This is a genomic window from Brevundimonas sp. Soil_N_31 (genome assembly GCF_057655995.1).
Genome location: NZ_JBDGLE010000005.1, coordinates 145,087 through 171,098, shown reverse-complemented (window position 1 = coordinate 171,098; position 26,012 = coordinate 145,087). Strand labels below are relative to the sequence as shown.

Here is a 26,012-nt window from a genome sequence, read left to right as displayed (position 1 = left end):
GATGACCGAACCCGCCGCCGCCCCGTCCCTGCTGGTGTTCGGCGGCGGCTATCTGGGACAGGCGGCGGCGCGCGAGACCCTGCGGCGCGGCGGCCGGGCCTTCGCCACGTCGCGCGGTCCCGAAACCCGTCAGGCGCTGGCCGGGCAGGGGATCACGCCGGTCCATCCCGCCGACGCCCTTGCCCTGGGCGCAGCCCTGACTGCCGCTCAGGCCGTGCTGATCACCACGCCGCCGGACGCCCACGGCTGCCCCGCCCTGCGCGCCCTGACGCCCCTGGCCGCTGACGCCTGGCCCGACTGGATCGGCTATGTCTCCTCCACCGCCGTCTATGGCGACCGGGCGGGCGGCTGGGCCTTCGAGGGCGATCCGCTGAACGCCGCCACGCTGGAGGGCGCCCGCCGCGCCCGGGTCGAGCGCGACTGGCTGGACGGGGCGCAGGGCATGGGGCTGACGCTTCAGGTCTTTCGCCTGCCCGGCTTCTACGGCCCCGGCCGCAGCGTCCTCGACCGCCTGCGCGCCGGAACCGCCCGGCTGGTCAGAAAACCCGGCCAGGTGTTCAACCGCATCCATGTCGAGGACATCGTCTCGGGCCTGTTCGCCTCCATGGACCGGCCTCGCCCCGGCGGGGTCTACAACCTGACCGACGATGAGCCGACCTCCGCCGACGTCGTCACCGCCTGGGCCGCCGAGCGTCTGGGTCTGCCGCGCCCGCCCGAAGTCGACTGGACCGACCCCGAGGTCAGCGACGCCATGCGCCGCTTCTACCTGGACTCCAAGCGCGTCTCCAACGCCCGCGCCAAGGCCGAACTGGGCTGGCGTCCCCGCTACCCCTCCTACCGCGAGGGGCTGGAGGCCATCCTCGCCGAGGAAGCGCCCTGACATGCGAAAGGCGCGCCGACCGAAATCGACGCGCCTATTTTTTCGCTCAAGCCGCGAGGGTCCGCGACCCGAGCATAGCGAACCTAGAAAGGCAGGATGTTGCGCTGGCGGCTGTAGCTCATGGTGCCGACGTTGGCGCCCAGACGCACGCCGACGCCGGTGCGGATCGGGGCCAGGACGATGCCGTCCGCGCGCTGATAGTTCACGCCCAGGCCGGCGACCAGATAGGCCGAGCCCTCGACCCCCGGATAGCGGCGATAGAGCATGTCGGGATGGAACAGGCCGTAGACCAGGGTGAAGACCCGGCTGGCGTTGCCGCCCCAGTCCCAACCGATAGAGGCGCCCTGCCAGAACACCTCCTGCGAGGCGGACAGATCCTTCATGTGCAGGGCGCCGCGACCATAACGCAGACCGGCGACGACGGCGCCCGCGCCTTCCTCGCCCGCGATATAGGCGGTGGGGCGGTCGCCCTGTTCGGCGAAGATGCGCTCGATGGCGCCGCCCACGGTCTCGGCGGCGATGCCCAGCTCGCGCGAACCGGCGGCGACCAGCTCGTCGAACGTATAGGCCTGGGCGTTCTGATCCGAAGCGATCGGATAGTTGGGATCGGCGGGCGGGCGGCTGGCGCAGGCGCCGAGACCGGCGGGCAGGGCGCCGGCGGCGGCGAGGCCGAGGCTGGTGCGGATCAGTTGACGGCGGTGCATGGTCGAGGCTCCCGGCTAAGGACGGTCCGCCCGTCGTCGCGGGCTTGGCCTACCGTCCCTGCCTTTTACGGCAGCCTTGGGGCTTTAAGGTTAACCGAAGATTGCTTGGCCGCAGAAGTTCCGGCGGCCCGCGTCTCAGGCCGCCGGATTTTTCTGTCTTCAGGCGCGCAGGGTTCCGCCCGCCTTGGCGGCGGCGGCCTTGACCTTGGCTGTCAGGGCTTCGATTTCAGCCTCGGCCAGGGTGGCGGCGCGGGGCTGGACCTCGACCTCGATGGCGACCGACTTCTGGCCCTCGGGCACGCCCTGGCCGCGATAGACGTCGAAGACGCGCACATCGGCGATCAGGGCCTTGTCGGCGCCCGCCACGGCGCGGGTCAGGTCGCCCACGGCCTTGGCTTCATCCATCAGGAAGGCGAAGTCGCGGGTCAGCGGCATCAGGTTCGGCAGGTCCGCCGCGCCGCGCGCCTTGCCGCTCTTGCCCCGCGGTTCCGGCACGGAGTCGAGCACGATCTCGAAGGCCAGCATGGGGCCGTCGGCGTCCAGGGCCTTCAGCACGCGCGGGTGCAGGGCGCCTAACTCGACGATGACGTTCTTGGGCCCCAGTTGCAGCCGCGCCGAGCGGCCGGGATGCCACCAGTCCTGGTTCGAGCCCTGCGCCAGTTGCAGGGAGGCGACCGGCGCGCCGATCTCTTCCAGCACGGCCATCAGGTCGCCCTTCAGCGCGAACAGGGGGTCTTCCCCCGCCCCGCCCCAGTGGCGGTCGGCGTGCGGCGCCGCCAGGCCCGCGATGACGGTGCGCTGGCCGTTCGGCTGATCGTCCAGATAGATGGGGCCGATCTCGAACAGGGCGACGTCGGCGTGGCCGCGCGCGGCGTTGCGCGCCGCCGCCAGGATCAGGTTCGGCAGGACCGAGGGCCGCATGCAGTCCAGATCGGCCGCGATGGGATTTTCCAGCACCAGCCGCTCGTCCCCGCCGCCGAACAGGGTCGCGATCGACTGTTTGGTGAAGGACCAGGTGACAGCCTCGGCATAGCCCAGGGCCGCCAGAGCGCGGCGCGCCGTGCGCACGCGCGCCTGACGCGGGCTCAGCACTCCGCCGGGGGCCGGCGCGACCGCCGGCAAGGGCGTGTCGGGCAGGGCGGCGTAGCCCTCGATGCGGGCGACTTCCTCGACCAGATCGGCCGGGCCTTCAACGTCGCGGCGCCAGGACGGCGGCGTCACCGACCAGGGCGAGCCGCGCATGACGGTGAAGCCCAGGGCGAACAGGATCTCGAAGACCCGGTCCTCGCCCAGGTCCATTCCCGACAGCCGCTTCACATAGGAAGGGTCGAAGGCGAAGGCGGCCGGGGCGGCCGGGGCCTGGCCCGCCACCGTGACCGTCGACGGCTCGCCGCCGCACAGGTCCAGGATCAGCTGCGTCGCCAGCTCCAGACCGGGGACGACCGAGGCCGTGTCGACGCCGCGCGCGAAGCGGTACTGGGCGTCGGAGCTGACGCCCAGCGAGCGGCCCGTCTGAGCCGTGACGATGGGGTCGAACCAGGCGCTCTCGACGAAGACGTCGACCGTCTCGTCCGAGCAACCCGTGGAGACGCCGCCCATGACGCCGCCCAGGCCGATGGCGCGCGAGCCCCCGGCGTCGGCGATGACGCAGTCGGCGGCGCCCGGCGCATAGGTCTTGCCGTCCAGGGCTTCCATCTGGTCGGCGTCGCCGCGACCGGCGCGCACCACGATCCCGTCGCCCGACAGGCTCGCCAGATCATAGACGTGCAACGGCCGCGCGCGGTCGTAGGAAATCAGGTTGGTGACGTCGACGAGGCGGTTGATCGGACGCAGGCCGATGGCCGTCAGGCGCTGTTGCAGCCACTCCGGCGACGGGCCGTTCCGCACGCCCCGGATCACGCGACCGGCGAAGACCGGGCACAGCTGGGGCGCCTCCAGCGTCACCGAGACGGGGCTGTCGAAAGCCCCGGCGACCGGCGTGGTCTCCGGCGTCGTCAGCTTGCCGAGGCCTGCGGCGGCCAGATCGCGGGCGATGCCCGCCACGCCCAGCCAGTCGGGACGGTTCGGCGTCACCTCGAAGTCGATGACCGGCTCGGCGCCGAAAACGCCCGCCGCAGGCTGGCCGACCTGCAGGTCGTCGGACAGCTCCAGAATGCCGTCGCTCTCATCGGGCAGTTCAAGCTCCGCGCCCGAGCACAGCATGCCGTTGGACACCACGCCGCGCACCGGCTTCTCGACCAGGGTCACGCCCAGGCCCGGCACATAGGCGCCGATAGGGGCGTAGATGGTGGTCAGGCCCGCCCGCGCATTCGGCGCGCCGCAGACGATCTCCTTCAGGCCGTCCACGGTCTCGACCTGGCAGACCTGCAGCCGGTCGGCGTTCGGATGACGCTCGGCCGAAACGATCTTGGCCACGGTAAAGGGCGCCAGGGCGGCGATGGGGTCGTGGACCTCCTCGACCTCCAGCCCGGCCATGGTCATGGCCTCCGCGACCTGATCGACCTCGGCCTCGGTGTCGAGGTGGGCCTTCAGCCAGGAAAGCGTGAACTTCATTGGGCCGTCCCAGGCTGAGAAAGGGCCCCGACCATATTGTCGAGGAAGGCCGCCGAGCCGGTGAAGCCGACGCCGAGGAAGTTGCAATTGATGAACTGGCAGTTTCGGAACGGAATCGGGCCGGTGACACGCTGCGGTCCTTGCGGGCTCAGCATCAGGTTGCGCGGGTCGCCCTGGGCGTCGCCCATGTCGCAGCCGTCAAAGTTGCAGCCTTCCAGCGGCAGCAGGACCGCCGGTCCCTCCATCAGGCAATTTTCAAAACGGCGGCCTTCGATAGCCGATAGCCCTGCGCGAGCGGCTTCCATGAACAACTGCGGCAGCCACACATTTTTGCGGACATAGTTCGGGCCAGGGCCAAGCGCCTCAAGTGTGATGGTGGTGTCAGTCATATCGATCTTTCACAAAACAGAAGGGACGAGCATCGCCGCATCGCGCGGTCGCGCGCACTATCCCTTCGCGTGAGCCTCCGCCTCGGCGCGCGCACTGAGCAAGCCCTGCTCCAGTTCGTCCAACGCCTCCTTGGCGCCGGTGAAGCCTACCTGGACAAAACGGCAGCGTACGAAACGGCAATTGGACATGCCGATCACTCCAGCGATCATGTCACCGCGCGGGTCCAGCAGCAGGGTGCGCGGATTCTGGGCCACGCCCATGTTGCAGCCGTCAAACGTCGTGCCGTTCATGATGGCCATGACAGCCGGACCTTCGATCAGGCATTCGGTGAAGGTCTTGCCGTCAATGAAGACCTGTCCGCCGTTCATGTGGTGCACGGCCAGGGAGGGCAGCCAGACGGCTTCCTTCTCAAAAGACGTGCGGGCGATAATTTCGCGACCCAGCTTCTCTTCGGGCGACATCGCGGTCTGATCGGTCATCGGTATTTCCAGTTCAGCTGAGGCCTGAGGCCGGGTTCGGCGCGGCGAAGGCGGAGAAGCCGTAGTGCGCCAGCCAGCGCGTATCGGCCTCGAACATGGGGCGCAGGTCAGGCACGCCGTATTTCAGCATGGCCAGGCGGTCGACGCCCATGCCGAAGGCGAAGCCCTGGTACTCGTCCGGGTCGATGCCCGCGTTGCGCAGCACGTTGGGATGCACCATCCCGCAACCCAGGATCTCCAGCCAGTCCTCGCCCTCGTTCAGGGTCAGCTTGCCGCCGGAGCGGTCGCAGCGGATGTCCATCTCGGCCGAGGGTTCGGTGAAGGGGAAGTGGTGCGGGCGGAAGCGGGCGTGGACATCGTCCAGCTCGAAGAAGCGGGCGATGAAGGTCTCCAGCGTCGTCTTCAGATGGCCCATGTGGATGTCGCGATCGATCACCAGGCCTTCGATCTGGTGGAACATCGGCGTGTGGGTCGCGTCGGAATCCTTACGGAAGGTGCGGCCGGGCGCGATGATGCGGATCGGCGGCTTCTGCGACATCATGGTGCGGACCTGCACCGGGCTGGTGTGGGTGCGCAGCACCTTGCGCTCGCCCGTTTGCGGGTCGGGCTTCAGGAAGAAGGTGTCGTGCATCTCCCGCGCCGGATGCTTGGGCGGGAAGTTCAGGGCCGTGAAGTTGTGGAAGTCGTCCTCGATGTCCGGCCCCTCGGCGACCGAGAAGCCCATGTCGGCGAAGACGGCGACCATCTCGTCCATGACCTGCATGGTCGGATGCACCCCGCCCTTGCGGCGCGGGCGGCTGGGCAGGGTCAGATCGACGCGCTCGGCCAACAGGCGGGCGTCCAGCTCGGCGGCTTCCAGCTCGGCCTTGCGGGAGGCCAGGGCCGACGACACCCGGTCGCGCAGGCCGTTGATGACGGGGCCGCGCTCGCGGCGCTCATCAGGGCTCAGCGCCCCCATGCCTTTCAGCAGGCCCGAGATCGAGCCGGACTTGCCGAGGGCGGCGACGCGGATGTCCTCCAGACCCGCCACGCTCTCGGCCGAGCCGATGGCGTTGATGAGGTCCAGTTCCAGTTGAGCGAGATCGGTCATGCAGGTCGTCTAGCCGCTAGGATCGAAAGCAAAAAGCCCCCCGGCGCGAACCGGAGGGCTTTTGCTTCATCCCGTGAGGGAGAAAGGCTTAGGCCAGGGCCGCGCGAACCTTGTCGGCGATGCCCTTGAAGCTGGCTTCGTCGGCGGCGATCGTCGACAGAACCTTGCGGTCCAGCTCGATGCCGGCCTTGGCCAGGCCGTGCATGAACTGCGAATAGGTGAAGCCTTCCAGGCGAGCCGCGGCGTTGATGCGCTGGATCCACAGGGCGCGGAACGAGCGCTTCTTGTTGCGACGGTCGCGGTAGGCGTATTGACCGGCGCGATCCACCGCAGCCTTGGCGGTGCGGATGGTGTTCTTGCGGCGGCCGTAGAAGCCCTTGGCCTGCTTCAGAACTTTCTTGTGCTTGGCGTGGGACGTAACGCCCCGAGTGACGCGAGCCATTGTAATTTTCCCTTGGGGAAGTCCCTACCGCTCGGCCCGCGGGGCCGCGCTGCTTGAGGGACTTAGTTCAAATTCTATGCGGTTGAGAGATCGTGTCTGCGTGCGCCGATCAGGCGTACGGCATGTAGGACTTGATCTTCTTGGCGTCGGCGTCGGCCATGACCGAAGTGCCGCGGTTCTGGCGGATGTACTTCGAGTTGTGGCTGATCAGGCGGTGGCGCTTGCCGGCCACGCCAGCCTTGACCTTGCCCGTCGCGGTGAATTTGAAGCGCTTCTTGGCGCCCGACTTCGTCTTCAGCTTCGGCATTTTCACTCTCTTTATTGAGGGGTCTACCGCCCTTCGGGCTACTTGAGCCCCAAGGTCAGATGACCGATTTAAGACCGCCCAGGCATGCCTGTTCGCCCGGCGGTCCGGTACGCGAAGGCGCGGCTTCTACGCCAAACGGCTGCCCGAGGCAAGAAGAGTCCGCTTCGACCGCTCAGACAGCGATCGCGCGACGACGCGCGGCGCGCCCGGCGTTGATCGCCATCATCGCCGCCGGAACCGTCAGCACCGCTCCGACCAGGAAGGGCCAATCCGGCCCCACAGCGGAATAGAGAACCCCCGCGACCATAGGGCCGACGATGCGCGCCATCGACCCCGCCGCCATGTTCAGCCCCAGCATGGCCCCCTGCCGATCCGGCGGCGACGAACGGCTGATCAGGGCCGAGATGTTGGGCATGGCCAGCGACATGCCGCAGGCGCCGATCCCCATGACGATGGGAATGATCCACCCGGCCGACACCGGAATGACGAACAGCCCCAGGTCGATCTGCGTCGCAGGGAACCAGGCCGGCGGCGCGACCACCTGCAAGATAAGCGACGTCCCGAACAGCAGCATGCCCGCCGCCAGCACCCGCGCCTCGCCGAAGCGCCGCGCCAGCCGACCGGCCAGCAGCCCCTGGTTCACGGCCGAGACCAGGCCCACGATCATGAAGCTGAGCCCCACCTCGCGCGCCGTCCAGGCGTAGCGATGCTCGGCCCACAGGCCGAAGGCGGCCTCCATCGCCGAGAAACCCGCCAGATAGATCAGGCTGACCACCAGGACGCGCGACACCACCTCGTCCGTGCGGGCGAATTGAATCCCCGACAGGAAGGCGGGACGCGGCGCCGCCGGATCGGCCTTGGCCCGGCTCTCGCGCAGGAAGAACATCACCCCCAGCGCCGCCAGCACCGCCGCGCCGGAGGCGGCGAAGATCGGCAGCTGATAGCCGACATGGCCCATCTGCGGCTGGGCCAGCAGGCCGCCCATGCCCGGCCCGACGATGAAGCCCAGGCCGAAGGCGGCGCCGATCAGCCCCATGCGCCCGGCCCGGCGCTCAGGCGGGGTGACGTCGGCGATATAGCCCTGGACCGTCGAGATATTGCCCGCGCCCAGCCCGGTGAACATCCGCACCAGGATCGCCGTCCAGATGTTGGGCGCGAAGGCCAGCAACAGATAGCCCACGGCGTTGGCCGCCAGGGTGATCAGCAGCACCGGCTTGCGCCCGATCCGGTCCGACAGCCGCCCCCAGAAGGGCTCCGCGAAGAACTGACCCAGGGAATAGGCCGAGAACATCAGGGTGATCTGCCACGGCTCGGCCTGAAGGCTCTGGGCGAAGAAGGGCAGCAGCGGCACCACCAGGCCGAACCCGACCAGATTGATGAAGACCACGGCGAACAGCACCGCCAGGGTCGAAGCTTGGGCCTTGGGAGACATGGAAGCGGACATGATTTCGCCTTAGCGCGACACCTACGTATCGGAAAGCGCGACGATGCAGAGCGACCCGAAGCTCATGAAAGACGAAGCCATCAACGCCATGCAGCCATATCCCAACAATGTCAGTCAGCGGGGTTGTGCCGCTCCATGAAGGCGATCGCAGCCCGGAACACCGCCTCTCGTCCAGAACGCCGCGACAACCAATGGTCCTCGCCGCGCAACTCGACGACCTCGACGCTCTTCCCTTCTTTTTCCAGCGCGCGCCGGAAAAGTTCAGACTGCTCATATGGCACAACACTGTCATCGGTGCCGTGGATCAACAGAACCGGCGCCCTCACCCGGTCAGCTAAACGCGCCGGTGACACCTCGGCGATGGAGTTGTCGTTGATGCGTGACGCCCCCATGAAACGCTTCCAGTAGCGCATTACGTCTGTATCGCGCCCGCCGGTCTGATCACGCTCCCAAGCCAGCATTCTAGGCAAGTCCGACACGCCCGCGCCCGCCACGGCGCACCGATAGGTTTCCGGATCCAGCGTCACACCCGCCATGGCCGCATAGCCGCCATAGCTCCAGCCGAAGATGCAGACCTTGCCTGCATCGATCACCCCTTCGCGGGCCAGATGCGTCACGCCGTCCGTCAGGTCGGTCTGCATTTTGCGCCCCCACTCGCCATATCCCGCCTCGACATGAGCCAGACCAAAGCCGGTAGAGCCGCGGTATTGAGGCTGAAGAACGGCGTAGCCGCGCGACGCCAGCACCTGAGCCCAATAGTCGAACCCCGGAAGATCACGAGCCTGCGGCCCGCCGTGAGGCATGACGATCAGCGGCAGGTTCTTGGCCTCTCGCCCACGCGGCAAGGTCAGATAAGCGGGGATATCCAGTCCGTCGCGCGCCGAATAGGTGATGTAGCGAACCGGTCCCACCGCTTCGCCCGGCACGCCCGGATAACGCGACCCAACCTTAATCAAGCGCTCTTGCTTGATGTCCACCACGGCATAACTGCCCGGATCGGACGCTCCGTCCGTCAGGACGATCAGCCGATCATAGTCAGGCGTCGCGGATTCAATCCGAATGTTCTGCCCGGGAAACAAGCCCTCCAAATACCGCCAACGACGCGCCATATCCTCATCGGTGAACAGGAATTCCGCACGCTCTTCGCCTTCGGCCCTGAAGCCAAGAAGATTTCGGGTCAGCGGATGATAGATCGGCGAGGGCTCAACCATATCATCGATCCGGAGCCGCCGCGCCTCGCCGCCCGCCAGCAGCACCTCGTAAAGCTCGATATCGCCATCCCTGGGCACGGAGATCAGAACGGAGCCTTCAGTCGTGCCCGCTCCAAGCAGGGCAGGCGTATCGATCTTAAATCCTTCGCCGCTCCAGATTTCTCGCCAACCCACATCCGCCTTGGCCTGCAGCCACCACCGCCCCGTGTCACGGCTCCACTGAGCGCGCGCGACAGACTTCCCGTCTGGTCCCACCACGCCCTCGAAGTCCGGCCTGAGAACCCCCTGGCCACTGTCCAGATCGACCTCGAACACCGAGAGGCCATGGTCTCGCGCATAGCTGCGTACAAAAGTTCGGATTCGCCCGTCCACCTCGCGCTGGAATGGAGGACCTGCGATGAAGTTGAACAGGCCCGTTCCCTGCGACTGTCGCGACCCGGCGACGCTACCGCCCCGAGAACTGGACGAACGCATCAAGGTCACGAAACGGCGCGTGCGGACGTCGAACGACTGAGCCGTGTAGAATTCCGCACGGTCAGAGACCCATGCGATATCCGTATACTCAGAGGTCGTGATCACGACATGATCGTTATCCGCCCAGAAGACATCTCGAACCTTCTTGTCGCCGAGATCGACTGCGCCCAGGGCCTCCCCAGCGAGCGAACGGACACCCAAGCGACGCTGCCCCTGTGGCGTCACGCCGATGAAGGCCAGCCGGGCTCCATCAGGCGACAGCACCACCTGATCGAGAGCTGGCAGCGAAGCATAAGCCTCCACAGGCGGCGCGGATGGCGGCGTCGCGTCTCCCGCCTCAACGCCCCCGGCCAACACCAAGGAAGCCGCAGCCGAAATCAGGATCAGCTTCATGTCCCCTCCAGAACAAAAAAACGACGCTACACAGAAGCGTAGCGTCGTTATTCGTTCAAGTGATTTTCGCGATCAGCGCGGGGCCAGGATCATGATCATCTGGCGGCCTTCCATCTTGGGCGCGAACTCGACCTTGGCCTCTTCCTCGAAATCGGCCTGGACCTTGTTCATCAGCTTCATGCCCAGTTCGGGGTGGGCCATTTCGCGGCCGCGGAAGCGGATGGTCACCTTGACCTTGTCACCGTCGTCGAAGAAGCGGTGCATGGCCTTGGCCTTCACGTCGTAGTCGTGCGTGTCGATGTTCGGCCGAAGCTTGATTTCCTTCAGCTCGACGACTTTCTGACGCTTGCGCGCCTCGGCCTTCTTCTTCTGTTCCTGGAAACGATGCTTGCCGTAGTCCAGAATCTTGCACACCGGCGTTTCGGCATTGGCGACGATCTGAACCAGGTCCAGGCCCGCCTCCTCGGCGGCCTCCAGCGCAGCCGACAGCGGCATGACTCCCTGTTTTTCCCCGTTCTGGTCGATGAGCAGAACGCGGGCGGCGCGGATATCCTGGTTGATGGGCGGCCCGTCCTTTACGGGCGGCGCTTGCATGGGACGGCGAATGGGCGTCGTTTCCTTATGTGATCAGAAGATAGGCGAAACTGGTTGCGAGGATTCAGCGCACACAACTGCGGCTGCGTTCCAAGCGGCCGGAATATGGCGACGCAAGGCCGCTATTTCAAGGGATTTCGGGCCCTCAGGCCTTTGCGGCCCCTTCAGCGACATAGGCGTCATACAGATCCAGCACCGCGTCGAAGACATGATCGACGCTCAGATCCTCGATCGGAGCGAACTGGCCGCGCGTCTCGTTGGAGGCGGCCGTGCGCGTCTTCGGGCCCCACGGACCATAGAGCCACCACTCGGTCGGACCGAACAGGCCCAGCGTCGGCCGCCCCAGCGCCGCCGAGACGTGCATCAGGCCGCTGTCGTTGCCGACAAACAGGGTCGCCCGGTCGATGGCGGCGGCCGAACACAGGATGTCGCCCTTGCCCACGCAGTCGATGGCGCGCGGTCCCGCCGCCTCCAGCGCCGGGGTTGCGGGCGGCCGGTCGCCGGGACCGCCGACGGGCATGAAGCGCCAACCGTCGAAGCGCGGCTCCGCTTTCAGCTTCTCGACCAGAGCGCCCCAACGGTCGGCGGGCCAGGACTTGCCCGGCTGGTGCGCGATCGGCGCCAGCGCGATGATCGGGCCGGGACCGGCGTCGCCCGCCAGTTGGGGATCGATGACGGCGGCCGCCTCAGCGCGGGCCTGATCGTCGAGGAAGATTTCCGGGTCCAGCGGCGTCGGCGAACCCATCAGGCGCGACACCATCTCGACCTTGCGCAGGCCCGTCTCCCAGCGGCGATTGTAGACGATGCGCCGCTTGGCCGGGATCAGATAGGCCAGGGCCGAGCCGCGGATGTCGACGACCATGTCCCACTTGGTGCCAGCTACCTGCTTCCACAGATCGACCCAGTGTCCGGCGGCCTTCTTCTTGTCGAGGATGATGACGCACTCGACGTTCGGCGCCGAGCGGAAGAAGGGGGCCGGCGGACGGCCGCAGGCGACCGTAATCTGCACGCCCGGCAACTGACGCGCGATCTCGCGGATCACGCCCGAGGAGATGACGCAGTCGCCGATCCGGTTGGAGCTGACGAAGAGGGCTTTGGGTGCGGACAAGCGGGGGCTCTCGCGGCCTGTGAAGAGACCCGGTCTCTGCTAAAGCCATTCCGCGAGGAATGACAGTCCGAGGAGTTTTCATGTCCGACGTCCAGACGCTGCAACGCCCCGACGGCGAGACCCTGGCCTATAAGGCGATCGAGGGCGACGGCCCGACCATCATCTGGATCGGCGGCTTCCGCTCGGACATGGAGGGGACCAAGGCGCTGGCGCTGGACGCCGCCGCCCGCGAGCGCGGCTGGAGCTATGTGCGCTACGACCACTTCGCCCATGGCGTCTCCTCCGGCGACTGGAAGCAGGCGACCATCGGCCGCTGGCGCGAGGACGCCGTCGCCCTGATTGACAGTCTGGAAGGGCCGGTGATCCCGGTCGGCTCGTCCATGGGCGGTTGGGTGGCCCTGCTGGCGACGCTGGCGCGGCCGGAGCGGGTCAAGGGCGTGGTGCTAGTCAATCCGGCGCAGGACTTCACCGAAAAGCTGATGTGGCCGGGGCTGGCGGATCATGAGCGCCAGGCCATCCTGCGCGAAGGCGAGACCGTCATCACCGAGGAAGGGCTTGGCTCCTACGTCCTGACCCGGCGGATGTTCGAGGAGGCGCGCGACTGGCTGCTGCTGGACAGCCGGATCGACATCACCGCGCCGGTCCATGTTCTGCAGGGCCGCGCCGACGACGTGGTGCCGTGGCGCCATCAGGTCGAGCTGGCCGACCGCCTGAGCGGCGGCGACCTGCGCCTCGACCTGATCGAAGGCGGCGACCACCGGCTGTCGAGCCCTGCGGAACTGGAGCGGTTGGTGGAAGCGGTGGAGTCGATGCGGGGCTGACCCCGCGACCCACAACCAACGCTCCGTCATCCTCGGGCTTGACCCGAGGATCGGATTGTCCGCCCGCGTGACAGCGGCCAGGAAGAGCGCGCCGGGCGCTCGATCCTCGGGTCAAGCCCGAGGATGACGAAGGGACGAAGGCTTACGTGACGGCGTTCTAGATCACAGGATGAACCGGCTCAGGTCGACGTTCTTGGCCAGGTCGCCGACCTTCTCACGCACCTTGTCGCCGTTGAAGGTCAGGGTCTGGCCCGACAGGTCCGAGGCCTTGAAGCTGGTTTCCTCCAGCACGCGCTCCATCACCGTCTGAAGACGGCGCGCGCCGATGTTCTCGACGGTGGAGTTGGCGGCCACGGCAGCGTCGGCCATGGCCTCGACCGCGTCGTCGGTGAAGACCAGTTCGACCCCTTCGGTCGCCAGCAGGGCCTGGTTCTGACGGATCAGATTGGCCTCGGGCTCGGTCAGGATGCGCTTGAAGTCGTCGCGGGTCAGGGCCTTCAGCTCGACTCGGATCGGCAGGCGACCCTGAAGCTCGGGCAACAGGTCCGACGGCTTGGCGACATGGAAGGCGCCCGAGGCGATGAACAGCACATGGTCGGTCTTCACCGGCCCGTATTTGGTCGACACCGTCGTGCCTTCGATCAGGGGCAGCAGGTCGCGTTGCACCCCTTCGCGCGAGACGTCGGCGCCGCCGCCGCGATCCTGGCGCGCGGCCACCTTGTCGATTTCGTCCAGGAAGACGATGCCCTCGTTCTCGGCCAGCAGCAGGGCTTCCTTGGTCAGGCTTTCCTGATCCAGCAGCTTGTCGCTCTCCTCGGTGACGAGGGGCGCCAGGGCGTCGCGCACGGTCAGCTTAACCGTCTTGGTACGGCCGCCGCCCATCTTGCCCAGCATCTCCGACAGGTTCAGCAGGCCGACGTTGCCGCCGCCGCCCGGCATGTCCAGCCCCTGCAGCGGCGAGGCCGTATCGGCCAGGGCGATCTCGATCTCCTTGTCGTCCAGCTCGCCCGCCCGCAGCTTCTTGCGGAAGGCCTCGCGCGTGACGGGCTGGGAACCCGGTCCGACCAGGGCGTCGAGGATGCGATCCTCGGCCTGACCTTCGGCGCGGGCCTTGACGCCCGAGCGGCGCTTGTCGCGGACCATGACCAAGGCGCTTTCGACGAGATCGCGCATGATCTGATCGACGTCGCGACCGACATAGCCGACCTCGGTGAACTTGGTCGCCTCGACCTTGAGGAAGGGCGAGCCGGCCAGACGCGCCAGACGCCGGGCGATCTCGGTCTTGCCCACCCCCGTCGGGCCGATCATCAGGATGTTCTTGGGCGTGACCTCGTCACGCAGGTCGTCCGGCACGCGCTTGCGGCGCCAGCGGTTGCGCAGGGCTACGGCCACGGCGCGCTTGGCGTCGTCCTGACCGACGATGAAGCGGTCCAGCTCGGAGACGATTTCACGGGGAGACAGATCAGTCATGGTTCAGACGGTCCAGAAATACGCATATCAGGCGCTCAAGCAGCAAGCCGCCGCGCGGCGAGCGATAGCGCCCTACAGACTTTCAATGGTGAGATTGCCGTTGGTGTAGACGCAGATGTCGGCGGCGATCTTCATGGCCTTGCGGGCGATCTGTTCGGCGTCCAATTCGGTGTGCTCGTCGATCAGGGCGCGGGCGGCGGCCAGGGCGTAGTTGCCGCCCGAGCCGACAGCGGCCACGCCGTATTCCGGCTCCAGCACGTCGCCGACGCCGGTGACGGTCAGAATGGTGTCCTTGTCGGCGACCAGCAGCATGGCCTCCAGCCTCCGCAGATAGCGGTCGGTGCGCCAGTCCTTGGCCAGTTCGACGCAGGCGCGGGCCAGTTGATCCGGATACTGCTCCAGCTTGGCCTCCAGCCGCTCGATCAGGGTCAGGGCGTCGGCCGTGGCCCCGGCGAAGCCCGCCAGCACCTTGCCGTTCGCCAGGGTCCGCACCTTGCGCGCCGCGCCCTTGACGATGGTCGGCCCCATGGAGACCTGGCCGTCGCCGGCGATGACGGTGCGGCCGTTCTTGCGCACCGCCAGAATGGTGGTGCCGTGCCAGTCGGGAAAGTTCGAGGCGCTCGTGTTCATGGCGGATGACATGGCGAAGCCCGTCGCCCGCCGCAAGATCAGGCTTTGTCGCAACCGCCCGCACAAAGCTTAACCATAAGAGATTCTTAATCGGCCCATGACAGGGGAACGCCCCCGGCCGCCCCATCATCTCGCCGTCCGCGAGGCGGGGGAGGCTGCGTTTGCGTTTCGAGTTCCCTTGCCCCTGCACCGCGCCATCTATGTCAGCGACGCCGTCGGCGGCGCGGCGACCAGCCTCCTGATCCTGGCGGAGATCCTCGGCGAGTCCGAGCGCAACAACCGCCGCGAAGGCTTGACCAGCGCCCTGATGCGTCATGGCGGCCAGTTCCTTCAGCTCATCGAAGGCCGCCGGGCCGACATCGACCGCCTGATGGACCGGCTGCGGATCGATCCGCGCCATGAGAACCTGCGCCTGTTGTCCGACATGGCCGTGTCCGGCCGCCGCTTCGGCGACTGGCCCATGATCCTGGCTGATCTGACGCCCGAGGCGGCCCGCCTGTTGAACGGCGAGGCCCTGGACCAGCTCAGTCCCGCCCGCGCCGAGACCCTGCTGGCCCTGGCCGTCGGGGTCGCGCCCGTTCCGGCCTGACGCATTCGTCCGACTGCGCTAGACAGTCGGCGTGACCCAGCCTTCCGCCCCTCTCGCCCCCGTGCGCTTCTCTGACGAAGAGGTCGAGCGCTACGCCCGCCAACTGGTGCTGTCCGAGATCGGCGGCCCCGGCCAGCAGGCGCTGAAACGCGCCCGCGTGCTGATCGTCGGCATGGGCGGGGTGGGCAATCCGGCCGCCCTCTATCTGGCCGCCGCCGGGGTGGGGACGCTGGGCCTGATCGACGACGACACGGTCGCCCTGTCCAACCTGCAACGCCAGATCGCCTTCACCACCGACGACCCCGGCCGCGCCAAGGTCGAGGCGGGCGCCGAGCGCCTCAACGCCCTGAACCCGCATGTCAAGGTCCAGACCTTCAACCAGCGCGTCACCCCGGACAGTGCGGCGGCTCTGATGCGGGACTTCGACCTGGCGCTGGACGGCACTGACGATTTCGAGACGCGGCTGGCCGTCAATGCGGCCTGCGTGGCGGCGGGCAAGCCGCTGGTGTCCGGCGCGCTTGGCCGCTGGTCGGGACAGGTGTCGGTGTTCGAGAGACGGCCCTGCTATCAGTGCCTGGTGCCCGAGATTCCGCCCGACGCCGAGACCTGCGCCCGCGTCGGCGTGGTCGGCGCCCTGGCCGGCGTCATCGGCGCCATGGCGGCGCTGGAGGCGATCAAGCTGATCACCGGCGCGGGCGAGCCGCTGACCGGCCGCCTGATGCTGTACGACGGCCTGGCCGGAAGCAGCCGCGTCGTGAAGATCGCCGCCGACCCCGCCTGCCCCGTCTGCGGGTCAGCTCACGCCTAGACTCTTTTTCTGGAGCGAAGATCTGAGTTTCGTTCTAGAGCATCGCCGGGATGACGCGGTCGGGCGGGCGGTGCCCGTTCTGATAGGTCATGATGTTGGCGATCACCCGATCGCCCATGTCCTGACGCGCCTCAAGAGTGGCCGAGCCCAGGTGGGGCAGCAACACCACATTCGGGCGGCCGATCAGACCCGGATGCACCTTGGGCTCGTTTTCAAACACATCCAGGCCGACGCCGAACAGGGCGCGGCGGTCCAGCGCCTCGACCAGGGCGGCCTCGTCGATCAGTTCGCCGCGCGCGGTGTTGACCACGATGGCGTGCGGCTGAAGCCGGGCCAGACGCTCGGCCGACAGAAGATGGTGCGTCTCCTTCGTCGCCGGACAGTTCAGCGAGATGACGTCCATCCGCGCCAGCATCTGGTCCAGATCGTCCCACCAGGTGGCGCCCAGCTCCTCGGCGATCATGTCGGGGACGGGTTTGCGGTTGTGATAGTGGACCTGCATGCCGAAGGCCTTGGCGCGGCGGGCCAGGGCCTGACCGATGCGGCCCATGCCGACGATGCCCAGACGCTTGCCCCACAGCTTGCGCCCGCACATCCAGGTCGGGCTCCAGCCCTCAAAGCGACCGTCTTCAACCACGGCGGCGCCTTCGACGATGCGGCGGCTGACGGCCAGAATCAGGCTCATGCCCAGATCGGCCGTGTCCTCGGTCAGGACGCCCGGCGTATTGGTGACGACGATGCCGCGTCCGACGGCGGCGTCGATGTCGATGTGATCGACGCCCGCGCCGAAGTTGGCGATCATCTTCAGCTGTTCGCCTGCGCCTGCGATCAGTTCGGCGTCCAGATGGTCGGTGATGGTCGGCGCCAGCACATCAGCCCGTTGCAGGGCCGCGGCCAGTTCATCGCGCGACATGGGCCGATCGGTCAGGTTCAGCTCGGCGTCGAAAAGTTCGCGCATCCGCGTTTCGACGGCGTCAGGCAGGCGTCTGGTTAATACGACCTTAAGCTTGCGAGCGGACATAGGAGACCTGGGTTTTCCACGGGCGGCGCCCGTTCGGAACGGGTCGATATTCGGTGTCTAGCAAAGCTGCGGTCAGGTTCAAAAGGGCGCCTCGCGTCGCGGCCCTCGCCGCTGTCCTCATGACCGGCGTTCTGTTGGCGGCGGGCTCGACCATGCCCGACGGCCGCCCGACCCCGACGGGGCTGGAGGTGCCGCGCTGGGTGACGCTGAAATCCTCGCAGGTGCGAGCGCGCCAGGGGCCGGGCCTCGACTACCGCATCCTGTGGGAATACCGCGCCGCCGGCCTGCCGGTTCAGGTGATCGCCGAGACGCGCGAATGGCGCAAGATCTGCGACCCGGAAGGGTCCGTCGCCTGGATCCACCGCACCGTCGCCTCGGGCCGCCGCAGCGTCTTCAACCGCTCGGACGAAGCGGTGCCGATCCGCACGGGCCGGTCCGAGACCGCCTCAGTCCGCGCCCTTTTGTCGCCGAACGCCCTGATCCCCCTGGACGAGTGCGAGGACGGCTGGTGCCGGGTGCGGGCGCGCAAGCTGCGCGGCTGGGTCGCCGAACGCGCCGTCTTCGGCACCCAGGAACGGGCCCTGTGCAACGCCGCCCGCCCGGCCGGCCCCGGCCGCGCCTCCTGATCTCATATAGTGACGGCATGGTTGAGCGCGGCCTCGGGGTCGTGTAACCCGCCAGCAACACCTTTCGGAGCCGATTTCCCTTGAGCCAGTCGCAATATCCGTCGTCGTTCGATCACGAAGGCCTGCTGGCCTCGGGCCGGGGCGAGCTGTTCGGTCCGGGCAACGCCCAGCTGCCGGCCCCGCCCATGCTGATGTTCGACCGGATCAAGACCATCAGCGCCGACGGCGGCGACTACGGCAAGGGCTATGTCGAGGCTGAACTCGACATCAACCCGGACCTCTGGTTCTTCCAGTGCCACTTCATCGGCGATCCGGTCATGCCGGGCTGCCTGGGCCTGGACGCCATGTGGCAGCTGGTCGGCTTCTACCTCGGCTGGATCGGCGGACCGGGCAAGGGCCGGGCGCTGGGCGTCGGCGAGGTCAAGTTCACCGGCCAGGTGACGCCGGACGTCAAGAAGGTGGTCTATAAGGTCCACCTGAAGCGCGTCATCAACCGCAAGCTGGTCATGGGCATCGCCGACGGCGTGCTCGAGGCCGACGGCGAGGTCATCTATACTTGCGCCGATATGCGCGTCGGCCTGTTCGGCGGCGCGGCTCCGGTGGAACCGGACGCCGCCTGACCCCACTTGATGGATAGCCGCGGCCAACGCGGCGTCCGAAGACATTGAGGATTGGAAACACCATGCGGCGTGTCGTCGTCACCGGACTGGGCATCGTCTCTTCCATCGGCACCGGCCAGGATCAGGTCGCGGCCTCCCTGCGCGACGCCAAGTCGGGCGTCCAGCACGCCGCCGACCACGCCAAATACGGCTTCCGATCCCAGGTCTGGGCGCCGCCTGCCCTGGGTCATACGGCCGAGGACTGGGCGCCTCTGGTCGATCGTCGCGCCGCCCGCTTCCTGGCCAACGGCACGGCCTGGGCGCACATCGCCTTTGAAGAGGCCCTGAAGGACAGCGGCCTGTCCGCCGACGAGATCAAGAACGAACGCATCGGCCTGATCGTCGGCGAGGGCGGCCCTTCGACCCAGGTCATCCTGCAGGCGGCGGCCACCACGGTCGAGAAGGGCTCGCCCAAGCGCGTCGGCCCGTTCGCCGTCCCCAAGGCCATGGCGTCCGGCCCTTCGGCCGTGCTGGCCACCTGGTTCGAGCTGAAGGGCGTCAACTATTCGATCAGTTCGGCCTGCGCGACCAGCGCCCACTGCATCGGCGCGGCCGCCGAACAGATCGCCTGGGGCAAGCAGGACGTGGTCTTCGCCGGCGGCTGCGAGGATATCGACTGGTCCATGTCGAACATGTTCGACGCCATGGGCGCCATGTCCTCCAACTTCAACGACACGCCCGACAAGGCCAGCCGGGCCTATGACACGACGCGCGACGGCTTCGTCATCGCCGGCGGCGCCGGCATCGTGGTGCTGGAAGAATACGAGCGCGCCGTGGCGCGCGGCGCGACCATCTACGCCGAAGTCACCGGCTATGGCGCCAACTCGGACGGCTACGACATGGTGGCCCCCTCGGGCGAGGGCGCCGAGCGCTGCATGAAGATCGCGCTGGAGATGGCTGGCAATCCGAAGATCGACTACCTGAACCCGCACGGCACCTCGACGCCGGTCGGCGACTTGAAGGAGATGGGCGCGGTGCGCAACGTCTTCGGCGACGCCATGCCGATGATCTCCTCGACCAAGTCGCTGACGGGCCACTCGCTGGGCGCGGCGGGCGCGCAGGAAGCCATCTACTGCCTGTTGATGATGAAGCACGGCTTCGCCGCCGAGAGCGCCCACATCGAGACCCTGGACCCCGAGTTCGAGGGCATGCCGATCCTGCGTCAGCGCCACGACGGCGAACTGACGCATGTCATGTCCAACAGCTTCGGCTTCGGCGGCACCAACGCCACCCTGATCCTGTCCAAGGTCTAAGCTTCACCAATCGGGAAAATCCGAAACGACACGAAAACGCCCCCATTCGGTCCTTCGTCCGCCCGGAACGCTGATCAGAACTACATCATCGGCTCGTCGGAGTTCGGAAAAGTCCCGGATCCTGAACAGCCCCCCCAGCCCCCTGGATTTTCCGCTTAGGGCTTCGGCGGGTCGATGCTTCCTCCAAGCGAGACGCCCGCGCCTGCCTCCCCTCCCCCTCCCGGCAGCGCGGGCGTTTTGCTGTCTGCTCCCTATCCGACGCACAAGACTTCGCCCGCGCGACGGGCGGTCACGCGGGCGATTCCGTAGAGCTTCAGACGGCGTGATCAGGCCGGCAGGTCGATCTCGACCCGTTCATTGTCGCGCAGGACGATGATCGGCACGACCGCCTCGCCCGCCGCCTGAAGCCGCTGGGCCAGATCCCTCATGTCCGCAATCTCGGCCCCGTTCGCCTGAACCACCACATCACCGGCCTGGAAGCCGGCGGCGGCGGCGGAAGACCCGGCCTCGACCACCGCGATCTGAGCCCCGCGTCCTGAAGCCGGATTGCGCACCGTCAGGCCGCGCGCCATGGCCGCTTGCGCGCCGACGCGCACCGGCGCCGGATCGGACGGCTCGATCGTCAACCGGGTGGAGGCCTCTCGGCCGTCGCGCAGATAGACGACCGGCATCTGGGTTCCGGCGCGGGCGATGCCGACCGTGGCCTGGACCGAACCGGCGTTGGCCACCGGGCGGTCCTGGATGCGCGTCAGCACATCGCCGGGCTTCAGCCCCGCCTTCTCGCCCGCCGAGCCCGGCTCGACGTCATAGACCACGGCGCCGCGCACGATGTTCAGCCCGACCTCGCGCGCACGCTCGGCCGTCAGGGAGCCGAGACCCAGGCCGACGCGGCCGCGCTTGACCTCGCCGGTGGCGCGCAGTTGGTCGACCACGAACATCATGATGCGCGTCGGCACGGCGAAGGCGATGCCGTCGTTGCCGCCGCCGAAACCGCCCGACAGGATGGCGGTATTGATGCCGATCAAGCGGCCCCGACTGTCCAGCAGCGGCCCGCCCGAATTGCCCGAGTTCACCGCCGCATCGGTCTGGATGTAGTCCTCGATGGCGTCGCCCATGCCCGAGCGGTTCAGGCCCGAGATGACGCCCATGGTCAGGGTCTGGTCCAGGCCCAGGGGATAGCCGACGGCGAAGGCCAGGTCGCCGCTGCGCAGGGTATCGGAATCCACCGTCGCCACCTGCGACAGGCCCGTGGCGTCGATCTTCAGCACGGCGATGTCCGTCGCCTTGTCGGCGCCGATCAGGGTGGCGTCGAACAAGCGGCCGTCGATCAGGTCGACCGTGAACTTCTGGCCGTTCTCGATGACGTGGTGGTTGGTGACGATGATGCCTTCGCGCGCGTCGATGATGACGCCCGATCCGCCCTGCGACGGCTTGGGATTGTTTTCCGAGCTGGGACCGCGCGATTGGCCCAGGGTCGTCACCTGGACCACGGCGGGCAGGCTTTGCTCCAGCCCGGCGGCGAAGGTGAAGACGCCGCGTCGGGCGTCATAGGGCATAGCCGCGACAGGCGACTGGACGGTGGTCGCCGTCTGGGCCACGGGCGCAGCCTGAGCCATGCCGCTGAAGCTGAAGATCGCCAGGGCGGCGCCGGCCAGCAGGCTGTGTTTCGTCATTCCGGTTTCCTTCAGGCGCCGACCGCCTTCGGCCGACAGACGGGCGAGCATCGCCGCCCCGCAGGCGAGACAAACGCACGACAACGGCAAAGGATCGTCGCGTCGCGCGTTTTCTGCAACGCTTGGGATCAGAAGGCCGCTTCGCCCGTGATCGCACGGCCCAGGATCAGGGCGTGGACGTCGTGCGCGCCCTCATAGGTGTTGACCGTCTCCAGGTTCATGGCGTGGCGCATGACGTGCAGCTCGCCGGTGATCCCGGCCCCGCCGTGCATGTCGCGGGCCTCGCGCGCCACGGCCAGGGCCTTGCCGCAGTTGTTGCGCTTCATCAGGCTGATGGCCTCGGGAACCCAGGCGCCCGTGTCCAGCAGACGGCCCAGGGCGTAGGCGCCCTCGAAACCCAAGAAGATCTCGGTCTGCATGTCCGCCAGCTTCTTCTGCACCAGCTGGCGCGACGACAGCGGGCGGCCGAACAGGGTGCGCTCGGCCACATAGTCGCGGCTGGCGTGGAAGCAGAACTCGGCCGCGCCCATGGCGCCCCAGGCGATGCCGAAGCGCGCCTTGTTCAGGCAAGAGAACGGCCCCCGCAGGCCCTGGACGCCCGGCAGCAAGTTGGCTTCCGGCACGAAGACATCGTTCAGGCCGATGTCGCCCGTCACGGAGGCGCGCAAACTGAGCTTGTCGCCGATCTTGCCCGTGGTGAAGCCGTCGAAGTCGCGCTCGACGATGAAGCCGCGGATCACGCCGTCAAGCTTGGCCCAGACGATGGCCAGGTCGGCGATGGGCGAGTTGGTGATCCAGTATTTGCCGCCGTTCAGGCGATAGCCGCCCTGGACCGCGACCGCCGTGGTCTTCATCGAGGCCGGGTCCGACCCGCCGTCCGCCTCGGTCAGGCCGAAGCAGCCGACCAGCTCGCCCGCCGCCATCTTCGGCAGGAACTTCGTCTTCTGCTCTTCGGAACCGAAGGCGTAGATCGGATACATGGCCAGGGACGACTGCACCGACATGGCCGAACGATAGCCGCTGTCGATCGCCTCGACCTCGCGGGCGATCAGGCCATAGGCGACGTGCGACGCTTCGGAACCGCCGTACTGTTCCGGCAGCATGGCGCCCAGGAAGCCCATCTCGCCCATCTCGGTCATGATCGCGCGATCGAACACCTCGTCGCGGAAGGCGGCGACGACGCGCGGCAGCAGGGCCTCGCGCGCATAGGATCGCGCCGCATCCTGAACCATCCGCTCCTCGTCGGTCAGACGGCCCGTCAGGTCGAAGGGGTCTTCCCAGCGGAAGGTCTGAGCGGAAATGGTCTTGCCGTCGGCCATGTGTCGTCCTCTTGAGCATCAGAGAGGAGGCTTCTCCGCGCCCGCGTCACGCGGGGTTGAAGCGGCGTGACGAAGCGCCCTCTGTTCCTGGCGCGGGTTTAGGCCAGAATGCGGCGGCCGGGTAGAGGGACCGGCGCGAACACGCTAGGCTGTCTTCATGTCGAACGCTTTCAACCGTCTGTTCCGCGATCACCCGCGTGAGGTCGATGAGACCTATCTCGAGCATATGGCCGCTTCGTCGCGCTTCGGCTTCAAGCTGATGCGCCTGGCCGGATGCGCCTTCATCCATGCGGTGACGCCGGGTCTGCACAAGACGACCGTATCTGACGCCATTCGCGGCATGGCCCACGACATGGGCGGCCGCGCCGCAGAAGCCCGCGAATGCCGCATGCGCGACGCGGGCGTCTGGGACGTCGGCCTCTAGCCCCTGACGCGCCGTCAGTCCGGCGTCTGGGTGCGGCTGTAGAAGCCCGAGATGTCAGAGCCCATGCCGCAGAAGCGGTTGGCGGCCGTGCTGTCCTCGACAAAGGCGCCTTCCGGACCCACGCGCACCTTCACCACCGGCGCGTCGGCGCCGATGTCGGCCGCCGTCAGTTCATTCAGCTCGCCTTCGAACGGGATCAGCTTGGCGTGGATGACATCGTCGCGGTCCTGAGCGCCGCGCGCCTGAAGCTCGCAATCGGCCGCCGTGGCCCCGCCGTTCGGAACGCCCCCGGCGCGGATCAGCACGCGCCATTCGGCGCCTTCCTCGATCAGCTTGAGATCGGCCTGGGCCGGATCGGTGCGGCGGAAGTCGGCGCTTCTCTCGGCGACAGCCGGGGCCGTTGCGGGGGCCGTCGCCGCAGCGTCTTCCGCCTTAGGCGCGGCGGCGGGCGCCTCGGCCGGGGCCGGCCCGCAGGCCATGAGCGCAGCCGCCAGGGTCAGGGCGCCGGACGCAGGGATCAGATTGAGACGCAAGCAAACTCTCCATCACAAGGAAGCGGGGCGAAGCTCCGTTATTTTCAATGCGCCCGTCAACCGCCCGCAACGCCTCAACCCAGGGCGCCGTTCACCGACGCCCACAGATAGGCGCTCCCGGACAGCAGCAGGATCGCCGCAATCAGCGCCAGGCCTGCCCACTGCAGCGCGTTGAAGCGCCGCGGCATGGCCGTGCCGACAAAGCCGGCCCCGGTCGCGAAGGCGAACAGGGCCAGTCCGCGCGACGCCGTGCGAACCGTCGAATCCGGCCCGTCCAGATCATCGCCTTCATCGGTCGCGAATTCCCCGTTCCCGGCGCGCGCCAGCAGGTCGCGCGCCCGCGCCGCCTGATCCGCCCGTCCCATCAGCCGGATGCCCAGGGCGCGCTGCATCAGGGGGTCGATCGTGGTCTGGAATCGCTCGGTCACCGACACCTCGATGTCGTGCGACGACAGGAAGGCGGCGGCCAGATCGGCCTCATAGACGTCTTGATAGCGGGCGATCTCGACCAGGCTCATGGCGGCAGCCTAACACGCCTGCAGGACGCGCAATTGAAAACGGCGAGATCCGAAGATCCCGCCGTCGTCAGTCGTTCGCGTGGTGCGGAGCTTACAGGTCCAGCAGGGCGCGCGCCGGGTCTTCCAGCAGCTCCTTGATGCGGACCAGGAAGGTCACGGCTTCCTTGCCGTCGACGATGCGGTGATCGTAGCTCAGGGCCAGGTACATCATCGGGCGGATCTTGACCTCGCCGTTGATGGCCATCGGGCGCTGCACGATGTTGTGCATGCCCAGGATGCCCGACTGCGGCGCGTTCAGGATCGGCGTCGACATCAGCGAGCCATAGGTGCCGCCGTTGGTGATGGTGAAGGTGCCGCCCTGCATCTGATCCATGGTCAGGGCGCCGTCACGGGCAGCCTTGCCCAGGGCGCCGATGCCCTTCTCGATGCCGGCCAGCGACAGGGCGTCGGCGTCGCGCAGCACCGGAACCACCAGGCCCTTGTCGGTGCCGACGGCGATGCCGATGTCGTAGTGGTTCTTGTAGATGATGTCCGTGCCGTCGATCTCGGCGTTGACGGCCGGGATTTCGTGCAGGGCCTGAACCACGGCCTTGGTGAAGAAGGACATGAATCCGAGTTTGACGCCGTGACGCTTCTCGAAGACTTCCTTGTACTGGGCGCGCAGGGCCATGACGTTGGTCATGTCCACCTCGTTGAAGGTGGTCAGCTGGGCGGCCGTGTTCTGGGATTCCTTCAGGCGACGGGCGATGGTCTGACGCAGGCGCGTCATCTTCACCCGCTCTTCGCGCGGTTGGTCGGCGCGCGGCGCGGCCGGGGCGGCCGCGGCGGGCGCAGCCGGAGCGGCGGCGCCGATGGCGGCGATGGCGTCGGCCTTGGTGATGTTGCCCTTCGGACCCGAAGCCGACAGCGAAGCCGGGTTGATGTTGTTTTCCGACACCACGCGCTGGACGGCGGGCGACAGGTGGGTCGAGGTCGGAATCTGGGCCGAACCGGCGTTGGCCGGGGCGGCGGCCGGGGCCGGTGCAGCAGCCGCCGGAGCAGCCGCAGCGGCCGCGCCCGAGGCGGCGACCGAACCGATCACCTGACCAGGGGTCACGGTGTCGCCGTCAGCGGCGATGATGGTCAGGACGCCGGCGGCCGGGGCCGAGACTTCCACGGCCACCTTGTCGGTCTCGATCTCGACCAGCAGCTCGTCCTTGGCGACGGTGTCGCCCGACTTCTTCAGCCAGGTTCCGATCGAACCTTCGGCGACGCTCTCGCCCATGGTCGGCACGGCGATGTCGACCGCAGCGCCGCCCGAAGCGGCCGGAGCGGCGGCCGGAGCCGCAGCCGCCGGAGCCGGAGCCGAGGCGGCGGCCGCGCTGCCTTCGCTCACCGAGCCCAGCACCGTGCCGGGAACGACGGTGTCGCCGTCATTGGCGTTGATCGCCGACAGCACGCCGTCGGCGGGGGCGACGACTTCGAGCGAGACCTTGTCGGTTTCCAGCTCAACCAGGACTTCGTCCTTCTTCACGGCGTCGCCGACCTTCTTGGTCCACTTGGCGATGGAGGCTTCGGCGACGGATTCACCGAGGGCGGGGGTCAGGATATCGGCCATCT

At 67.7% G+C, this 26,012-nt stretch carries 27 protein-coding genes; 8 read left to right on the top strand and 19 right to left on the bottom strand.

What is annotated here, in order from left to right; translation table 11 throughout:
• Position 1 precedes the first annotated feature (1 nt).
• Entirely contained in the window at positions 2-880 is an 879-nt protein-coding gene (locus AC3A3G_RS10210; RefSeq protein ID WP_487488113.1) for a Rossmann-fold NAD(P)-binding domain-containing protein, read from the top strand.
• 83 nt (positions 881-963) lie between these two features.
• Here AC3A3G_RS10210 and AC3A3G_RS10205 read toward each other — a convergent pair whose 3' ends face one another.
• The 11 genes from AC3A3G_RS10205 to AC3A3G_RS10155 form a co-directional block, all read right to left on the bottom strand.
• The gene (locus AC3A3G_RS10205; RefSeq protein ID WP_200168252.1) at positions 964-1,584 is read right to left on the bottom strand and encodes a DUF1134 domain-containing protein; all 621 of its coding nucleotides are present in this window, start codon (positions 1,582-1,584) and stop codon (positions 964-966) included.
• 159 nt (positions 1,585-1,743) lie between these two features.
• Complete coding sequence (pheT, locus tag AC3A3G_RS10200) at positions 1,744-4,137, bottom strand: phenylalanine--tRNA ligase subunit beta (RefSeq protein WP_487488112.1); 2,394 nt, start codon at positions 4,135-4,137, stop codon at positions 1,744-1,746.
• On the bottom strand, positions 4,134-4,526 hold the full coding sequence (locus tag AC3A3G_RS10195) for a pentapeptide repeat-containing protein (protein ID WP_125899464.1): 393 nt from the start codon (positions 4,524-4,526) through the stop codon (positions 4,134-4,136). Before AC3A3G_RS10195 ends, pheT begins: the two co-directional genes overlap by 4 nt.
• Before the next feature lie 57 nt (positions 4,527-4,583).
• The gene (locus AC3A3G_RS10190; protein WP_368924272.1) at positions 4,584-5,006 is read right to left on the bottom strand and encodes a hypothetical protein; all 423 of its coding nucleotides are present in this window, start codon (positions 5,004-5,006) and stop codon (positions 4,584-4,586) included.
• A 13-nt stretch (positions 5,007-5,019) separates the two neighbouring features.
• On the bottom strand, positions 5,020-6,096 hold the full coding sequence (gene pheS / locus AC3A3G_RS10185) for a phenylalanine--tRNA ligase subunit alpha (protein ID WP_200168255.1): 1,077 nt from the start codon (positions 6,094-6,096) through the stop codon (positions 5,020-5,022).
• A gap of 88 nt (positions 6,097-6,184) precedes the next feature.
• Positions 6,185-6,538, bottom strand: a complete 354-nt coding sequence (gene rplT, locus AC3A3G_RS10180) for a 50S ribosomal protein L20 (protein ID WP_087141803.1) — start codon at positions 6,536-6,538, stop codon at positions 6,185-6,187.
• Positions 6,539-6,647: 109 nt separating this feature from the next.
• The gene (rpmI, locus tag AC3A3G_RS10175; protein WP_003166435.1) at positions 6,648-6,845 is read right to left on the bottom strand and encodes a 50S ribosomal protein L35; all 198 of its coding nucleotides are present in this window, start codon (positions 6,843-6,845) and stop codon (positions 6,648-6,650) included.
• 172 nt (positions 6,846-7,017) lie between these two features.
• Positions 7,018-8,289: an MFS transporter gene (locus AC3A3G_RS10170; protein WP_200168256.1), complete on the bottom strand. Its 1,272-nt coding sequence runs from the start codon at positions 8,287-8,289 to the stop codon at positions 7,018-7,020.
• A gap of 110 nt (positions 8,290-8,399) precedes the next feature.
• The gene (locus AC3A3G_RS10165; protein WP_200168257.1) at positions 8,400-10,367 is read right to left on the bottom strand and encodes an alpha/beta hydrolase family protein; all 1,968 of its coding nucleotides are present in this window, start codon (positions 10,365-10,367) and stop codon (positions 8,400-8,402) included.
• A 72-nt stretch (positions 10,368-10,439) separates the two neighbouring features.
• Positions 10,440-10,961 carry a translation initiation factor IF-3 gene (gene infC, locus AC3A3G_RS10160; RefSeq protein WP_003166438.1) on the bottom strand — a complete coding sequence of 174 codons (522 nt, stop codon included), beginning with the start codon at positions 10,959-10,961 and terminating at the stop codon, positions 10,440-10,442.
• A 145-nt stretch (positions 10,962-11,106) separates the two neighbouring features.
• Entirely contained in the window at positions 11,107-12,069 is a 963-nt protein-coding gene (locus AC3A3G_RS10155) for a glycosyltransferase family 9 protein (protein WP_368924281.1), read from the bottom strand.
• An 80-nt stretch (positions 12,070-12,149) separates the two neighbouring features.
• Between AC3A3G_RS10155 and AC3A3G_RS10150 the strand changes: the two genes are divergently transcribed.
• The gene (locus tag AC3A3G_RS10150; protein WP_487488111.1) at positions 12,150-12,890 is read left to right on the top strand and encodes an alpha/beta fold hydrolase; all 741 of its coding nucleotides are present in this window, start codon (positions 12,150-12,152) and stop codon (positions 12,888-12,890) included.
• A gap of 162 nt (positions 12,891-13,052) precedes the next feature.
• Here the strand turns inward: AC3A3G_RS10150 and hslU are convergent, their stop codons facing one another.
• Positions 13,053-14,360 carry an ATP-dependent protease ATPase subunit HslU gene (gene hslU / locus AC3A3G_RS10145; RefSeq protein ID WP_487488110.1) on the bottom strand — a complete coding sequence of 436 codons (1,308 nt, stop codon included), beginning with the start codon at positions 14,358-14,360 and terminating at the stop codon, positions 13,053-13,055.
• 72 nt (positions 14,361-14,432) lie between these two features.
• Positions 14,433-15,002 (bottom strand): ATP-dependent protease subunit HslV, encoded by a 570-nt coding sequence (hslV, locus tag AC3A3G_RS10140; protein WP_200168261.1) that lies wholly within the window; start codon positions 15,000-15,002, stop codon positions 14,433-14,435.
• Positions 15,003-15,168: 166 nt separating this feature from the next.
• Here hslV and AC3A3G_RS10135 point away from each other — a divergent pair, with 166 nt between their 5' ends.
• Together AC3A3G_RS10135 and AC3A3G_RS10130 are read left to right on the top strand one after the other, a co-directional pair.
• Positions 15,169-15,579 (top strand): BLUF domain-containing protein, encoded by a 411-nt coding sequence (locus tag AC3A3G_RS10135; RefSeq protein WP_200168262.1) that lies wholly within the window; start codon positions 15,169-15,171, stop codon positions 15,577-15,579.
• A gap of 61 nt (positions 15,580-15,640) precedes the next feature.
• Positions 15,641-16,387, top strand: a complete 747-nt coding sequence (locus AC3A3G_RS10130) for a HesA/MoeB/ThiF family protein (RefSeq protein WP_200168292.1) — start codon at positions 15,641-15,643, stop codon at positions 16,385-16,387.
• A 34-nt stretch (positions 16,388-16,421) separates the two neighbouring features.
• Here AC3A3G_RS10130 and AC3A3G_RS10125 read toward each other — a convergent pair whose 3' ends face one another.
• Positions 16,422-17,408 (bottom strand): 2-hydroxyacid dehydrogenase, encoded by a 987-nt coding sequence (locus tag AC3A3G_RS10125; protein ID WP_200168263.1) that lies wholly within the window; start codon positions 17,406-17,408, stop codon positions 16,422-16,424.
• Between the two features lie 119 nt (positions 17,409-17,527).
• Here AC3A3G_RS10125 and AC3A3G_RS10120 point away from each other — a divergent pair, with 119 nt between their 5' ends.
• The 3 genes from AC3A3G_RS10120 (at position 17,528) to fabB (ending at position 19,946) form a co-directional block, all read left to right on the top strand.
• Positions 17,528-18,034 (top strand): SH3 domain-containing protein, encoded by a 507-nt coding sequence (locus AC3A3G_RS10120; RefSeq protein ID WP_200168264.1) that lies wholly within the window; start codon positions 17,528-17,530, stop codon positions 18,032-18,034.
• Positions 18,035-18,114: 80 nt separating this feature from the next.
• A complete protein-coding gene (gene fabA, locus AC3A3G_RS10115) occupies positions 18,115-18,654 on the top strand; it encodes a 3-hydroxyacyl-[acyl-carrier-protein] dehydratase FabA (protein ID WP_125899477.1) in 540 nt (179 codons plus the stop codon).
• A gap of 62 nt (positions 18,655-18,716) precedes the next feature.
• Positions 18,717-19,946, top strand: a complete 1,230-nt coding sequence (gene fabB / locus AC3A3G_RS10110) for a beta-ketoacyl-ACP synthase I (RefSeq protein ID WP_200168265.1) — start codon at positions 18,717-18,719, stop codon at positions 19,944-19,946.
• Positions 19,947-20,272: 326 nt separating this feature from the next.
• Here fabB and AC3A3G_RS10105 read toward each other — a convergent pair whose 3' ends face one another.
• Both AC3A3G_RS10105 and AC3A3G_RS10100 read right to left on the bottom strand, forming a co-directional pair.
• The gene (locus AC3A3G_RS10105) at positions 20,273-21,619 is read right to left on the bottom strand and encodes a S1C family serine protease (RefSeq protein ID WP_487488109.1); all 1,347 of its coding nucleotides are present in this window, start codon (positions 21,617-21,619) and stop codon (positions 20,273-20,275) included.
• 128 nt (positions 21,620-21,747) lie between these two features.
• Positions 21,748-22,938 carry an acyl-CoA dehydrogenase gene (locus AC3A3G_RS10100; protein ID WP_200168267.1) on the bottom strand — a complete coding sequence of 397 codons (1,191 nt, stop codon included), beginning with the start codon at positions 22,936-22,938 and terminating at the stop codon, positions 21,748-21,750.
• Positions 22,939-23,095: 157 nt separating this feature from the next.
• Between AC3A3G_RS10100 and AC3A3G_RS10095 the strand changes: the two genes are divergently transcribed.
• Entirely contained in the window at positions 23,096-23,362 is a 267-nt protein-coding gene (locus AC3A3G_RS10095) for a DUF6356 family protein (RefSeq protein ID WP_125899481.1), read from the top strand.
• Between the two features lie 14 nt (positions 23,363-23,376).
• Here AC3A3G_RS10095 and AC3A3G_RS10090 read toward each other — a convergent pair whose 3' ends face one another.
• The 3 genes from AC3A3G_RS10090 to odhB all read right to left on the bottom strand — a co-directional run bounded on the left by AC3A3G_RS10090 (position 23,377) and on the right by odhB (position 26,010).
• Positions 23,377-23,895, bottom strand: coding sequence for a hypothetical protein (locus tag AC3A3G_RS10090; RefSeq protein WP_412876665.1), 519 nt, complete (start codon positions 23,893-23,895; stop codon positions 23,377-23,379).
• A gap of 74 nt (positions 23,896-23,969) precedes the next feature.
• The gene (locus AC3A3G_RS10085) at positions 23,970-24,413 is read right to left on the bottom strand and encodes a putative signal transducing protein (protein ID WP_487488108.1); all 444 of its coding nucleotides are present in this window, start codon (positions 24,411-24,413) and stop codon (positions 23,970-23,972) included.
• Between the two features lie 91 nt (positions 24,414-24,504).
• The gene (gene odhB, locus AC3A3G_RS10080; protein WP_487488107.1) at positions 24,505-26,010 is read right to left on the bottom strand and encodes a 2-oxoglutarate dehydrogenase complex dihydrolipoyllysine-residue succinyltransferase; all 1,506 of its coding nucleotides are present in this window, start codon (positions 26,008-26,010) and stop codon (positions 24,505-24,507) included.
• Positions 26,011-26,012 lie beyond the last annotated feature (2 nt).

Coding starts and splice junctions, on each gene's coding strand:
- rpmI (WP_003166435.1), bottom strand. CDS start 6,845: ATGCCGAAGCTGAAGACGAAGTCGGGCGCCAAGAAGCGCTTCAAATTC.
- AC3A3G_RS10195 (WP_125899464.1), bottom strand. CDS start 4,526: ATGACTGACACCACCATCACACTTGAGGCGCTTGGCCCTGGCCCGAAC.
- pheS (WP_200168255.1), bottom strand. CDS start 6,096: ATGACCGATCTCGCTCAACTGGAACTGGACCTCATCAACGCCATCGGC.
- AC3A3G_RS10085 (WP_487488108.1), bottom strand. CDS start 24,413: ATGAGCCTGGTCGAGATCGCCCGCTATCAAGACGTCTATGAGGCCGAT.
- AC3A3G_RS10190 (WP_368924272.1), bottom strand. CDS start 5,006: ATGACCGATCAGACCGCGATGTCGCCCGAAGAGAAGCTGGGTCGCGAA.
- pheT (WP_487488112.1), bottom strand. CDS start 4,137: ATGAAGTTCACGCTTTCCTGGCTGAAGGCCCACCTCGACACCGAGGCC.
- AC3A3G_RS10095 (WP_125899481.1), top strand. CDS start 23,096: ATGTCGAACGCTTTCAACCGTCTGTTCCGCGATCACCCGCGTGAGGTC.
- AC3A3G_RS10165 (WP_200168257.1), bottom strand. CDS start 10,367: ATGAAGCTGATCCTGATTTCGGCTGCGGCTTCCTTGGTGTTGGCCGGG.
- rplT (WP_087141803.1), bottom strand. CDS start 6,538: ATGGCTCGCGTCACTCGGGGCGTTACGTCCCACGCCAAGCACAAGAAA.
- AC3A3G_RS10105 (WP_487488109.1), bottom strand. CDS start 21,619: ATGACGAAACACAGCCTGCTGGCCGGCGCCGCCCTGGCGATCTTCAGC.
- hslV (WP_200168261.1), bottom strand. CDS start 15,002: ATGTCATCCGCCATGAACACGAGCGCCTCGAACTTTCCCGACTGGCAC.
- infC (WP_003166438.1), bottom strand. CDS start 10,961: ATGCAAGCGCCGCCCGTAAAGGACGGGCCGCCCATCAACCAGGATATC.
- hslU (WP_487488110.1), bottom strand. CDS start 14,360: ATGACTGATCTGTCTCCCCGTGAAATCGTCTCCGAGCTGGACCGCTTC.
- fabB (WP_200168265.1), top strand. CDS start 18,717: ATGCGGCGTGTCGTCGTCACCGGACTGGGCATCGTCTCTTCCATCGGC.
- AC3A3G_RS10100 (WP_200168267.1), bottom strand. CDS start 22,938: ATGGCCGACGGCAAGACCATTTCCGCTCAGACCTTCCGCTGGGAAGAC.
- AC3A3G_RS10170 (WP_200168256.1), bottom strand. CDS start 8,289: ATGTCCGCTTCCATGTCTCCCAAGGCCCAAGCTTCGACCCTGGCGGTG.
- AC3A3G_RS10125 (WP_200168263.1), bottom strand. CDS start 17,408: ATGTCCGCTCGCAAGCTTAAGGTCGTATTAACCAGACGCCTGCCTGAC.
- AC3A3G_RS10120 (WP_200168264.1), top strand. CDS start 17,528: ATGACCGGCGTTCTGTTGGCGGCGGGCTCGACCATGCCCGACGGCCGC.
- AC3A3G_RS10205 (WP_200168252.1), bottom strand. CDS start 1,584: ATGCACCGCCGTCAACTGATCCGCACCAGCCTCGGCCTCGCCGCCGCC.
- AC3A3G_RS10150 (WP_487488111.1), top strand. CDS start 12,150: ATGTCCGACGTCCAGACGCTGCAACGCCCCGACGGCGAGACCCTGGCC.
- odhB (WP_487488107.1), bottom strand. CDS start 26,010: ATGGCCGATATCCTGACCCCCGCCCTCGGTGAATCCGTCGCCGAAGCC.
- AC3A3G_RS10210 (WP_487488113.1), top strand. CDS start 2: ATGACCGAACCCGCCGCCGCCCCGTCCCTGCTGGTGTTCGGCGGCGGC.